Annotated in this window: 11 protein-coding genes; 6 read left to right on the forward strand and 5 right to left on the reverse strand. The window is 66.8% G+C overall.

Features of this window, described 5'->3' with window-relative positions:
* The 3 genes from E3C22_RS03760 to uxaC all read right to left on the reverse strand — a co-directional run bounded on the left by E3C22_RS03760 (nucleotide 1) and on the right by uxaC (nucleotide 3,018).
* Entirely contained in the window at nucleotides 1–516 is a 516-nt protein-coding gene (locus tag E3C22_RS03760) for a TRAP transporter small permease (protein WP_245514742.1), read from the reverse strand.
* Nucleotides 517–586: 70 nt separating this feature from the next.
* Complete coding sequence (locus E3C22_RS03765) at nucleotides 587–1,576, reverse strand: TRAP transporter substrate-binding protein (protein ID WP_134760337.1); 990 nt, start codon at nucleotides 1,574–1,576, stop codon at nucleotides 587–589.
* A gap of 35 nt (nucleotides 1,577–1,611) precedes the next feature.
* Complete coding sequence (uxaC, locus tag E3C22_RS03770) at nucleotides 1,612–3,018, reverse strand: glucuronate isomerase (protein ID WP_134760339.1); 1,407 nt, start codon at nucleotides 3,016–3,018, stop codon at nucleotides 1,612–1,614.
* Between the two features lie 75 nt (nucleotides 3,019–3,093).
* Here uxaC and E3C22_RS03775 point away from each other — a divergent pair, with 75 nt between their 5' ends.
* A complete protein-coding gene (locus tag E3C22_RS03775) occupies nucleotides 3,094–3,810 on the forward strand; it encodes a GntR family transcriptional regulator (protein WP_167591618.1) in 717 nt (238 codons plus the stop codon).
* On the opposite strand, the gene E3C22_RS03780 is transcribed toward E3C22_RS03775, so the two are convergent.
* On the reverse strand, nucleotides 3,807–4,904 hold the full coding sequence (locus E3C22_RS03780; RefSeq protein ID WP_134760343.1) for an AbrB family transcriptional regulator: 1,098 nt from the start codon (nucleotides 4,902–4,904) through the stop codon (nucleotides 3,807–3,809). The genes E3C22_RS03775 and E3C22_RS03780 overlap by 4 nt on opposite strands.
* A gap of 340 nt (nucleotides 4,905–5,244) precedes the next feature.
* Between E3C22_RS03780 and E3C22_RS03785 the strand changes: the two genes are divergently transcribed.
* Together E3C22_RS03785 and E3C22_RS03790 are read left to right on the forward strand one after the other, a co-directional pair.
* A complete protein-coding gene (locus tag E3C22_RS03785) occupies nucleotides 5,245–6,456 on the forward strand; it encodes an HlyD family secretion protein (RefSeq protein ID WP_167591619.1) in 1,212 nt (403 codons plus the stop codon).
* A 1-nt stretch (nucleotide 6,457) separates the two neighbouring features.
* On the forward strand, nucleotides 6,458–8,044 hold the full coding sequence (locus tag E3C22_RS03790; RefSeq protein WP_134760347.1) for a DHA2 family efflux MFS transporter permease subunit: 1,587 nt from the start codon (nucleotides 6,458–6,460) through the stop codon (nucleotides 8,042–8,044).
* A gap of 12 nt (nucleotides 8,045–8,056) precedes the next feature.
* Here the strand turns inward: E3C22_RS03790 and E3C22_RS03795 are convergent, their stop codons facing one another.
* Nucleotides 8,057–9,217 carry a pyridoxal phosphate-dependent aminotransferase gene (locus tag E3C22_RS03795; RefSeq protein WP_134760349.1) on the reverse strand — a complete coding sequence of 387 codons (1,161 nt, stop codon included), beginning with the start codon at nucleotides 9,215–9,217 and terminating at the stop codon, nucleotides 8,057–8,059.
* A gap of 152 nt (nucleotides 9,218–9,369) precedes the next feature.
* Between E3C22_RS03795 and E3C22_RS03800 the strand changes: the two genes are divergently transcribed.
* The 3 genes from E3C22_RS03800 to accB all read left to right on the forward strand — a co-directional run bounded on the left by E3C22_RS03800 (nucleotide 9,370) and on the right by accB (nucleotide 12,396).
* Entirely contained in the window at nucleotides 9,370–10,758 is a 1,389-nt protein-coding gene (locus E3C22_RS03800; protein ID WP_245514744.1) for a M48 family metalloprotease, read from the forward strand.
* 106 nt (nucleotides 10,759–10,864) lie between these two features.
* Nucleotides 10,865–11,647 carry a DsbA family protein gene (locus E3C22_RS03805; RefSeq protein ID WP_134760353.1) on the forward strand — a complete coding sequence of 261 codons (783 nt, stop codon included), beginning with the start codon at nucleotides 10,865–10,867 and terminating at the stop codon, nucleotides 11,645–11,647.
* Nucleotides 11,648–11,913: 266 nt separating this feature from the next.
* A complete protein-coding gene (gene accB, locus E3C22_RS03810) occupies nucleotides 11,914–12,396 on the forward strand; it encodes an acetyl-CoA carboxylase biotin carboxyl carrier protein (RefSeq protein WP_134760355.1) in 483 nt (160 codons plus the stop codon).
* The last annotated feature ends 1 nt before the right edge of the window (nucleotide 12,397 follow it).

Genomic DNA, 12,397 nt, shown 5'->3' on the forward strand with positions numbered 1-12,397 from the left:
TCAGGCGACCGAGTCAGCTGGGTCCGCTTCGAGATGCGGTTCCGGAAGGCCGGCAAGCCGGCGCAGGATGCGTTCGAGAGAGAACAGGACGATGAGGACGCCGCCGACGATCAGCGGCGTGTAGCTGATGCCGACGGGAATCTTCAGCGCCGGCGAGACGTTGTTCCAGGTGCCTGCGGCGAGCTGGTAGCCGTACCAGGCCATGGCGCCGCCGAAGCCGGTCACGGCGATGTCGCTGATCGTCACCAGCACCCGGCGCGGCGTCTCGGGCAGCACGACGACGAGGATGTCGAAGCCGAGGTGATAGCCCTCGCGCACGCCGACGGCCGAGCCGAGCAGGATGAACCAGCCCATCATCAGGACCGAGGCCGGCTCGGTCCAGCTCGGGGAATCGTTGACGACGAAGCGCCCCCAGACCTGCCAGGCGGTGAAGGCGGTCATCAGGACGAGGCCGAGCCCCGACAGCCACAGGGCGGCGGTCGCCAGGCGGCCGAACCAGATCGCGACGATGCGCAAGGCGGATTTCCTTCTGAGCGCGCCGGATATGCGGCCCCGCGAGGGCGCGGAGCCGCCTTGGCACACGGGACTATTTCTGGGTGTCGCGGATGCGCTTCACCAGATCCTTCAGTTCCGGGGTGTCGGCGTATTTCTCGTAGATCGGGTCCATCGCCTTGACGAAGGGCGCCGGGTCGACCTCGTTGATCTCGACGCCGGCGGCCTCGACGATCTTGCGCGACTTTTCCTCCTGGGCGTCCCAGAGCTCGCGCATCTTGGTCACCGACTGCTTGGCGGCGTCGCGCACGGCCGTCTGATCCTCCGGCGACAGCTTGTCCCAGGAGACCTTCGACATCATCAGCACCTCGGGGCACTGGGAATGCTGATCGAGCGAATAGTATTTCGCGACCTCGAAGTGCTTGGAGGACTCGTAGCTCGGCCAGTTGTTCTCGGCGCCGTCGATCAGCCCGGTCTGCAGACCGGAATAGACCTCGCCATAGGCCATCGGGGTCGCATTGGCGCCAAGCGCATTGACCATGTCGACGAAGAGGTCGGACTGGATGACGCGGAACTTGAGGCCCTTGAGGTCCTCCAGCGTCTTGATCGGATGCTTGGAATTGTAGAAGGAGCGCGCACCGGAATCGTAGACGGCAAGACCGACATAGCCTGCCGGCTCGAAGGCCTTGAGGATGTCCTCGCCGATCGGGCCGTCCATGACCGAGCGCATGTTCTCCTTGGAGGTGAAGATGTAGGGCATGCAGGGGACGATCGTCGCCGGAACGATGCCGTTCATCGGCGCGAAGTTGACGCGGTTGAGGTCAATGACGCCGAACTTGGTCTGCTCGATCGTCTCTTTTTCCTCGCCGAGCTGATGCGAATCGAAGACCTGGATGGAGATCCGCCCGTCGGTCTCCTTCTTCAGGACGTCGCTCATGAACTTGACCGCCTCGACGGTCGGATAGCCGTCCGGATGGGTGTCGGCCGAGCGCAGGACGACTTCCTGCGCATTGGCGGCGACGAGACCTCCGCCAAGAACCGTCGCGACGGCGAGCGCCGCCGTCAGTCTTTTCATCATGCCCATGTTTTCCTCCCAGAAAATGGCGGCGATGCCGCCCGTCAGAGCCTGTAGGCCTCCTTGGCCAGGCGATAGGTCAGATCCCGCGCGAGCTCGAACGCCTCGTCCTCCTCGAGGCGGCCGGTGGTCACGAGATCGGCGAGATAGGCGCAGTCCACCCGCCGCGCGACGTCGTGCCGGGCGGGGATCGAGCAGAAGGCGCGGGTGTCGTCGTTGAAGCCGACGGTGTTGTAGAAGCCGGCGGTCTCGGTCGCCGTCTGGCGGAAGCGCAGCATCCCCTCGGCGGAATCGAAGAACCACCATGGCGGGCCGAGCCGCAGGCACGGATAGACGCCGGCGAGCGGGGCGAGCTCGCGGGAATAGACCGTCTCGTCCAGCGTGAAGAGGATCAGCGTGAAGCTCTTTTCCAGCCCGCAGACGTCGAGCAGCGGCTTCAGCGCGGCGACGTAATTGGTCGGCTGCGGGATGTCGAAACCCTTGTCGCGGCCGAAGCGCTCGAAGATCGAGGCGGAATGGTTGCGGACCGAGCCGGCATGGATCTGCATCACCATGCCGTCCTCGACCGAGAGCCTGGCCATTTCGGTCAGCATCTGGGCCCGGAAGAGTTCACGATCCTCGGGCGAACCGGCACCGCCCTTCACCCGGCCGTAGAGTGCCGATGCCTCGGCGGGCGACAGGTTGGCCGTCCGCGCCGTCGGATGGCCGTGGTCGGTCGCCGTGGCGCCGTGGTCGCGGAAGAACGCCCGCCGGCTGCGATGCGCATCGATATAGCCGGTGAAGGTCCCCGTGTCGCAGCCGGTGATCTCGCCGAAGCGTTTAAGGTTTTCGGCAAATCCGGCGAAGTCCGGATCGACGACGGCGTCAGGCCGATAGGTGGTGACCACCTTCCCCTTCCAGCCGCTGTCGCGGATCTGGCGATGCCAGGCGAGATCGTCGAGCGCGCTTTCGGTCGTCGCGATCGCCTCGACATTGAAGCGCTCGTAGAGCGCGCGGGGACGGAAGTCGTCCTGCCGCAGCTTTTCGGCGATGGCGTCGTAGGCCGCATCGGCGGTCTCTGCCGACAGCCGGGTCTCGATGCCGAAGAGGTTTTCGAAGGTGTGGTCGAGCCACAGGCGGGTCGGCGTGCCGCGGAAGAGATAATAGTTTTCGGCAAAGCGCCGCCAGATCTTCCGCCCGTCGGTCTCGACCGGCGAGCCGTCGACCGAGGGAACTCCCAGTTCCGCGAGGCTCACCCCCTGCGAGACCAGCATGCGGAAGATGTAGTGGTCCGGAACGACGATCAGATGGGCGGGATCCGGGAAGGCGGCGTTCTCGGCGAACCAGCGCGGCTCGGTGTGCCCGTGCGGCGAAATGATCGGCAGCGAGCGGATGCTGTCATAGAGCGAGCGCGCGATACGGCGCGTCGTCGGCTCGGCTGGAAACAGCCGATTGTCGTCGAGCAGCGACATGATCGTCCTCCCGTCACGCGTTGCGATTGCCAAAATTCTGGTATGGTAGTATCCGAAACCTGTCAAGAGGAGTTCATGACCATCCCGCTCGACCTCAGCCCACCCCCTGCCCCGACGCGATCGACGATGGCCGACGCGGTCTATCAGGACCTGCGCCGGGCCATTCTCGAACTGCGTCTGAAGCCGGGAATGCGGGTCTCGGAAGCCGAGATCGCCCGGCAGATGGGCGTGTCGCGCCAGCCCGTGCGCGAGGCCTTCATCCGGCTCGCACGCATCGGCTATCTCAACGTCCAGCCGCAGCGGCGCACCGAGATCGTCAAGATCTCCGTCAGGGAGGTGCTGAACGCCCGCTTCATCCGCGAGGCGCTGGAGGTGGCGGTGGTGCGCCGGGCCTGCGAGGGCGATACCCGAGCGCTGGTCGAACAGCTCACGGCCAATCTCACGGCGCAGCGCGCCGCGCAGGAGGCGGACGATCGCCGCGAGTTCCACCGGCTCGACGACATGTTCCACCGGCTGATCGCGGAAGGCGCCGGCTGCGGCTTCACCTGGGCGCTGATCGACGAACAGAAGGCGCAGCTCGACCGGATGCGGTTCCTCACCCTCTCCTACGGCCAGCCCGACGTCTATGACGACCATCTGGCGATCTTCGAGGCCCTGAAGGCCCGTGACCCGGCCAAAGCGGAAGCCGCGATGCGGGTCCATCTCGGCCGGATCATCCGGCATCTGGAGCGGCTGCGGATGGAGTTCGGCGAATATTTCGAGGAGACCGGCGAGACACTCGTCGAGGGTTAGCCGCTCTTCATCCGGGCCTGGCGCAGCGACAAAAGCCGCGCCAGCGGCGGCCCGGCGACGAGGACCAGCAGGAAGCGGGCGACCTGCATCGCCATGATGAAGGGCACGTCGACATTGGTCGATGCGGCGATGATGGCGACGGAATCGGCGCCGCCGGGGCTCGTGGCGAGATAGGCGGTGAGCGGGTCGATCCCGGCAAACAGCACCAGCAGCCCGGCAAACACGGCGCATCCCGCCAATAGCAGCACGATCGACAGGAGCACGCGGGCAAAGACCCGGCTGGCGTCTGCGAGCACCTTGGCCGTGAAGCGCATGCCGATGCCCCAGCCGAGCAGCGCGTAGCTGACGGCAAGGACCGGCATCGGCAAGGCGATGTCGAGGCCGAAGGCGAGCTTGGCCGCGATGCCGATCGCCATCGGCGTCAAAAGGGCGCCGCCGGGGATTTTCAGGACGACGCCGAGGGCCGCGCCTGAAAGGGCAAGCCCGAACGGCAGGAGACTGCCGAGCCAGACGGCGGCGGAGGGCATCCAGGCGGCGGCATGGCCCGGCGCCGAGGCGCCGAGGGCGCGCGCCAGCACCGTCGCCACCAGCGCGCAGGCGGCGACCCGGGTGTACTGCATGAAGGCGACCAGCCGCATGTCGGCGCCATAGTCCTCCGACATCAGCGTCATCGCCGTCGCCGCGCCCGGCGAGGATCCCCAGATCGCCGTGGTGCCGGGAAGCGTGTCCGACTGGCTGAGCAGCCAGCCGAGCAGGCAGGCGGCGGCGAAGGTCGAGGCGGTGCCGGCGAGGAAGATCGGCCAGTCGGTGGCGATCTCGCCGAACAGGCTGAGCGGCAGGTTCCCAGCGATCATGATGCCGACGATGCCCTGCGCGCCGAGGAACAGGATGCGCGGTATCGCCACAGTGCCGTTGCGGCTCGCCATGACGATCGCCGCGAGCATCGGACCGAGCAGCAGGGCGGCCGGAAGGTCCAGGCATTCGAGACCGCCGGCAACGGCGAGCGAGGCGAGGATCAGCACGGCCCAGCGACGGCCGGCCGGCCATTCGCCGGGTGTAAAGCGCAGCGTCGGCTTGGGTGGCAGCGGCTTCATGGCCGCACTCGGGTTTCGTAGGGACAAATCGGATTGGTGCGCCGCAGCAATGCCGGTGGCTGCGGGGTCGTGGCGGCCATCGGTCGGGCCGCCGGTATCATCGTCGTCATGCGGAAATCATTCGTCGAAAGACCGCCCATGCGAAAGAAGGGCCGGTTGGCGGCAGTTTCGAGACCGTCGCGGGGAATATGTCAAGACATGTGGCTTTGCCGCCGGGCTTCAACGGAGCGTCAGAGCGACGGTCCGTCACCATCACCTGTTTGTGCGATGCGGGAACGTCTGAAGGCGTGACGGCTTAGGGACGCAGCGTAAAGACCAGGCGGCGGCCATGGACCGGCAAGTGACAGACGACGAACAGCGGCGGACCAAAGCCGACGATCCTGTGCACGGTGGTGAAGCGGACGCGCCTGAGGCCCGGCGCCGGGAGGACGCTCCTGACGAAACCTCGACCGATCGTGGCAATGCCGCGGATCGCCCATCCGAGACCGATCCGAAGACGGAAAAGAGCGGCAAGAGCCCGCGCAAGCGGCGGCTTTGGCTGTTCGGTTTCCTGGCGGTCGTGCTGATCGTCGCCGCGATCGCCGGCGGCTGGTATTATTTCGTCTATTCCGCCCAGTACGAATCGACCGATGACGCTTTCATCGATGGCGACATCGTTCGCGTCTCGCCGCAGGAGTCCGGCGTCCTGGTGGCGCTGCCGGTCGACAACAACGCCGTCGTCAAGCCGGGCGACGTCCTGGCCAGGATAGACCCGGCCGGGCCGATGGCGGCACTCGCGCTGCAACAGGCCAATCTCAGCGAGGCGGAGGCTGCGGTCGGCGAAGCCGAGGCCAATGTGCAGAAGGCGAAGGCCGCCGTCACCCACGACCAGAGCACTTATGAGGCCGCCAAGATCCAGGCCGAGAATGCCCGCCAGCAGGCCGAGCGCTATCGCCAACTGGTCACCAAGTCCGGCACGGCGGCCATCTCGACCCAGCAGCTCGACGACGCGGAGGCTGAGGCACGGCAATACGAGGCGAGCGCCGAGGCGGCAGGGACCACCGTCGAGAGCGACATGGCAGGCGTCGCCTCCGCCGAGGCGTCGCTGAAATCCGCACAGGCGCAGGTCGTCGCGGCCAAGGCGAATGTCGCCAATGCCCAGGTGACCGTCGACCATCTGACCGTCACCGCGTCGATCGACGGGCAGGTCGTCCAGAGAAGCGTCAATCTCGGCAGCTATGTCGAGCCGGGCTCGCAGATGATGGCGATCGTGCCGCGGCAGCTCTACGTCACCGCAAACTTCAAAGAGACCCAGCTCGCCGACATCAGGGTCGGCCAGAAGGTCGACATTTCCGTCGACGCCTTTCCCGACGTCGAGTTCCACGGCACGGTGCAGTCGATCCAGCGTGGCGCCGGACAGGCCTTCCAGGTGCTGCCGCCGCAGAACGCCACCGGCAACTTCGTCAAGGTGGTGCAGCGCGTGCCGGTGCGGATCTCGATCGACAGCCCCTCGCCCGACGACTATCCGATCGGCCCCGGAATGTCCGTCGTGCCGACCATCCACGTCGACTGACATGGCCGGACAACGCCGCTCCGGCGATCTGCCGCGCTCGGCCGCCGGCCTCGGCGGGCCGTGGCTGATGACGGCCGTCGTCTCGGTCGCCACCTTCATGGAGATCCTCGACACCTCGATCGCCAATGTCGCGCTGGACAACATCTCCGGCAATCTCGGCGTCTCGACCGATCAGGGCACCTGGCTGGTGACGAGCTATCTCGTCGCCAATGCGATCATCATCCCGATCTCCGGGTTCCTCTCGAAGGCGATCGGGCGCAAGCGCTATTTCCTGATCTCGGTGGCGCTGTTCACCGTCTCCTCCATGCTGTGCGCCTTTGCGCCGAATCTCGGCCTGCTGATCCTAGCCCGCGTCTTCCAGGGCATGGGCGGCGGCGGCCTCGCGCCGGTCGAGCAGTCGATGATCGCCGACTCCTTCCCGCCTGAAAAACGCGGACCGGCCTTCGCCGCCTTCGGCCTCGTCGTGGTGGTCGCGCCGATCATCGGCCCGACGATCGGCGGCTACATCACCGACACGATCTCCTGGCACTGGATCTTCCTGATCAACGTGCCGGTCGGCATCGCCGCCTTCGTCGCGACGGTCTTCGTCGTCCGCGAGCCGCCGGCGCTGATCGAGGAGACCCGAGCGCTCCGCGAGAGGGGCCTCAGGATCGACTGGGTGGGCTTCCTCCTGACCGCCATCGGCCTGGCGGGCCTGCTCATCATGCTCGACCGCGGCCAGACCGAGGACTGGTTTTCCAGCCATCTCATCGTCGCCATGGCATTTCTCGCGGTGGTCGGCCTCGGCGGCATGATCGTCTGGGAGATCAACCACGACGACCCGATCGTGCCACTGCCGCTGCTTGCCAACCGCAACTTCGCGATCACCGTGCTCCTGATGCTGATGCTCGGCGTCCTCGTCTTCGGCACGATCCAGCTGGTGCCGCAGATGCTGCAGCAGATCTACGGCTACACCGCCTATGACGCCGGTCTGGCGCTGACCTATGGCGGGGCGATCGCGCTGATCGGCATGCCGATCTCCGGTCAGCTGATCGGCAAGGTGGATACCCGTGTCCTGCTCTTCCCGGCCTTTGCCGTGCAGGCCTACGCCTTCTGGCTGTTCTCCAGCTTCAGCGTCAACAGCACCTTCGCCGACGCCGCCTGGGGCCGCTTCTTCATCTCGATCGGCCTGCCATTCCTGTTCATCCCGATCTCCACTGTCGCCTATGTCGGCCTGAAGCCAGGCGAGGCCGACAAGGCATCGGCGATGCTGAACTTCTTCCGCAATCTCGGCGGCGCCTTCGGAATCTCGCTTGCCCAAACGCTGCTCGCCCGCCGCGAACAGTTCCACCAATCGCGGATGACCGAGACCCTGAGCGGCCTCAACCCGAACTATGCCGAGGAGATCGCGACGCTGACCAGGGCCCATGGCGGCGACCAGCAGGCGGCGCTGGCGACGTTCTATCAGGAAGTCCAGCGCCAGGCGGCGATGCTTTCCTATGACGAGGTCTTCCACATCCTGATGTGGGCGGTGATCGTCGTCCTGCCGCTGATCCTCGTCCTGAAGGTGGCGCGGACCCAGACCGGCTCGGCGCCGCCCGCCCACTGAACCGGCGTTGAGCTACCGGGTCAGCAGCCGTTTCATGCGGACGACCGCCTCTTCGAGCGCGGCATTGCCGCAGGCATAGGAGATCCGCACGAAGCGCTCGCCGCGGACAAGGTCGAAGTCGATCCCCGGCGTCATCGCCACGTGGCATTCGGAAAGGATCCGGCGACAGAACTCCGATGCGCTGGTCTCGCCCTCGGGTATTCCGGCATAAGCATAGAACGCCCCGTCGATCGGCGCGATGTCGCGAAAGCCGAGCGCCGGCAGTTCCCGCATCAGGAGATCGCGGTTCCTCACATAGGTCTCGCGCACGCCGTCGAGTTCGGCGGTGGCGTCGAACACCGCCGTCGCCGCCACCTGGGAGAGTTCCGGGGCTGAGATGTAGAGGCTCTGGCCGATCCGTTCGGCGACCCGCACCATCTCCGGCGGCAGGACGATCCAGCCGATGCGCCAGCCGGTCATGCAGTAGTATTTCGAGAACGAGTTCACCACGAAGGGCCGGTCGGAAAAGGAAAGCGCCGTCGCCTCGCCGCCGGAATAGGCGAGCCGGTGATAGATCTCGTCGGAAATGAAGCGGATGCCGTTCTCGTCCGCGAAGTCGATCAGCCGCTTCAGTTCCTCCGGCGGCGTCACCGTGCCGGTGGGATTGGCGGGACTGGCGACGAGGACGCCGTCGATCGGCGTCTTCGCGTGGACTTCGGCGAGATGCTCGGCGGTGAGCAGGTAGCCGGTGGAGACGTCGACCGGGATCTCCACGGGCTCGAGGCCGAGCACCCGCAGGATGTTGCGGTAGGCGGGATAGCCGGGCGAAGCGAGCGCGATGCGGGCGCCGGCGTCGAATGCGGCGAGGAAGGCGAGGTTGAACCCCGCCGACGAGCCGGTCGTCACCATCACCCGCGACGGCGCGATCTCGACGTCATGGGCCTCGCGATAGTGCCTGGCGATCCGCTCGCGCAGTTTCGGCAGGCCGGGGGCGTCGGTATATGCGACGCGGCCGCGCTTCAGATGCTCGTCCGCAGCCGCGATCGCCGCCGCCGGCGTCGGCGCTTCCGGCTGGCCGACGGCGAGCGAGATCACCGGTTCGCCCCGCGCCAGCATGAGGTTGGCCTCGGCAAGGACGTCCATCGCCCGGAACGGCAGGACGTCGGAGCGGCGTGAGGCGGGAAGGTCTGGCATGGCGCGAAGAGCTCGAAAGGGTTGGTCGGCGATCGTGTCGTCGGCTCCACGCTGCGGTTGCCGATGCCGCGGCGCTGACGAAAGATTGAAGGCGCGTGCTTGCTACCAAACGCCCGTTCGGTCCACTAGCGGATATGGAGAAAGGACGGAACATGCGAAACCTTCTCAGCTCCCTGGCCGGACGAATGGCCGCGCTCGCCGTTGCGGCAAGCGTGGGGATCACCGCCGTCGGCGTTCCGTCCTTCGCCGCAGCCGCCTCCCGCGACAATCTGCCGATCGTGCGCGACGCCGAGATCGAATCGCTCGTCACCGGCTATGCGAGGCCGCTGCTCAAGGCTGCTGGCCTGTCGCGCGCAGGCATCGAGACGGTGCTGGTCAATTCGCCGGACTTCAACGCCTTCGTCCTCGGCCGGCGGATCTTCGTCAACACCGGCGCCCTCACCATGACCGAGACGCCCAACCAGCTGACCGGCATCATCGCCCACGAGATCGGCCATCTCGCCGGCGGCCACCAGCAGCGGCTGCGCGATAGGCTTGAGGGCGCCAAGGTGATGGCGATCGCTGCGGCGCTGCTCGGCGCCGGCGTCGCCATCGGCGGCACGGCGGCCGGCGCCAGGGGCGCTGTGGGAGCCGGCGCGGGCATCTTCTCGGCCGGCGGCTCGGCGGCGCAGCGCTCGATCCTCAGCTATGTGCGCGGCGAGGAGAGCACGGCCGACCGCTCGGCCATCAACTATCTCGCCAAGACCGGCCAGTCCGGCCGCGGCCTGCTCGAAACCTTCGAGAATCTCGAGCGCAGCAACATGTTCTCGGGCGCCGGCGGGCGCAATTATCTCTCGTCGCACCCTGCCCCGCGCGATCGCATCTCGGCGATCGAGGAAGCCGCCCGAAGCTCGACCCATTTCGATCAAGCGGACCCGCCGGCCCTCGTGGAGGCGCACAATCTCGCCCGCGCCAAGATCGCGGCCTATGCCGGCGGCATGAACGACGTGCGGCGGATGTTCGCCAAGGATCCGCGCGGCCTGCCGGCGCTCTATGGCGACGCCATCGCGACCTTCCTCGCCGGCTCGACGGCGAGCGCGCTGCAGAAGATGGACGGGCTGATCGCCGCACGGCCCTCCAATCCGTGGTTTCACGAGATGCGCGGAGAGATCCTGCTGGAGTCCGGCAGGGGCAGCGAGGCCGCCGCGGCTTTCTCAAGGGCAGCGAACCTCGACCCGTCGAAATCCGGGCTGATCCGTGCCGAGGTCGGCCAGGCGATGGTGCTGTCCGGCAGCCAGTCGGATCTCAAGCAGGCCGTCGAGATGATCCAGGCCGGGCTGCAGAGCGATCCGATGAACGGCCAGGCCTATCGCTATCTCGCCATGGCCTATGGCCGGCTCGGCGACATCGGCCGGGCGGAACTCGCCACCGCCGAGGGCCACTGGAACATCGGTTCGCTCAGCGAGGCGAAGGTCTTCGCGGCGCGCGCCCAGGCGAAACTGAAGCCCGGCACCCCGGCCTGGCGCCGGGCCCAGGACATCCTGGCGACGAAATCGCGATGAGGAAGACCGGCGGGGCGACCTGCCAAATTGCCACAATGACCCGCATGGCTGGCGGCCCGACCCGGCCGCGGCCGAAGGCTCGAACGACGTGAAGGACCCATTCCGGATGACACGCAAATCTTTCGCCACGACGGCGCTCGCCGCCAGCCTCGCCTTTGGCAGCGTTCTCGGCACCGGGGCCGTGCCCGCCCGGGCGGAAGGCAAGTTCGACGCCGAACAGACGAGGGACATCGAGGCGATCGTCCGCAACTATCTGGTCACCCATCCGGAAGTGCTGGTCGAGGCGATCAACGCCCTCGAGGCCAAGCGCACCGCGGATGCCGCGGCCTCGCAGAAGAAGACGATCGCGGAAAATTCCGACGCGATCTTCGCCAGCCCCGAGGGCACCGCGCTCGGCAATCCAACCGGCGACGTCACCGTTGTCGAGTATTTCGACTACAATTGCGGCTACTGCAAACACGCTCTCGACGACATGGACAAGCTCCTGAAGAGCGATGCCAACGTCCGCTTCGTCCTGAAGGAGATCCCGGTACTCGGTCCGCAGTCGATCGAGGCCTCGCGGGTCAGCCTCGCCTTCCGCAAGCTGAAGCCGGAGAGCTACGGCGAGTTCCACCGCAAGCTCCTCTCCTCGCGCGGCGTCGCCGACGAGAAGAAGGCGCTCGCCGTCGCTGCGGAGTTCGGCGTCGACGAGGCGGCGCTGCGCCCGGTGATGGCATCGCCGGAGATCGCCGCCGACATTGCCAGCGACAACGAGACGGCGACGGCGCTCGGCGTCAACGGCACGCCCAGCTATGTCATCAAGGACGAGGTGCTGCCCGGCGCCGTCGGGCTCGACAATCTCGAAACCGCGATCGCCAATGTCCGCAGCTGCGGCAGTGCGTCCTGCTGAAATCCCCCTCTTTCGAGGCGGTTTTCGCATTTAAGGCTTTGCGAGCGGGGCGTTGCGCCCTATACGGCTGAGTTGAACGGCGACCGCGAGACGTCGCCAGACCCTGCCCATGATTGCCGAGCCACGATGCCGATCGTCGCTGCCACCGCGATTTCCCGCCAAAATCCAGCTCTTGAGCGCCTTTCGCGCCGGGCGGCGGCGGGCAAATCACGCGGGCCCGTAGCCGGCAGGGTCCATCCAGAGACCGAATCGGCCCAAGGAACACAATGCCCAAGGAAGACATGACGGTCGACCCGCGCTTCGTCCGCGAAATCGCCTCGATCCTGAAAGAGACCGACCTGACCGAGATCGAAGTCGAGAACGGCTCGATGAAGGTCCGCGTGACCCGCAAGCACGAGCAGGCGGCGCTGCAGTTCCAGCCCGCGCAGTACCAGCAGCAGCCGGTCGCCCATGCGCCGGCGCCGCAGCAGCCGGCAGCACCCGCGGCGAGCCCGGCTCCGGCGAGCGGCCCCGAGCCCGGCTCCGTCCCCTCGCCGATGGTCGGCACCGTCTATCTCGCGGCAGCGCCTGGCGCCAAGCCCTTCGTCGAGGTCGGCCAGAGCGTCTCCGAGGGTGAGACCCTGCTGATCATCGAGGCGATGAAGACGATGAACCAGATCCCGGCGCCGCGGGCCGGCAAGGTGACCAAGATCCTCGTCGAGAACGCCCAACCCGTCGAATACGGCGAAGCCCTCGTCGTCATCGCTTAAG

The organism is Jiella endophytica (genome assembly GCF_004519335.1).
GTDB classification, from domain to species: domain Bacteria; phylum Pseudomonadota; class Alphaproteobacteria; order Rhizobiales; family Rhizobiaceae; genus Jiella; species Jiella endophytica.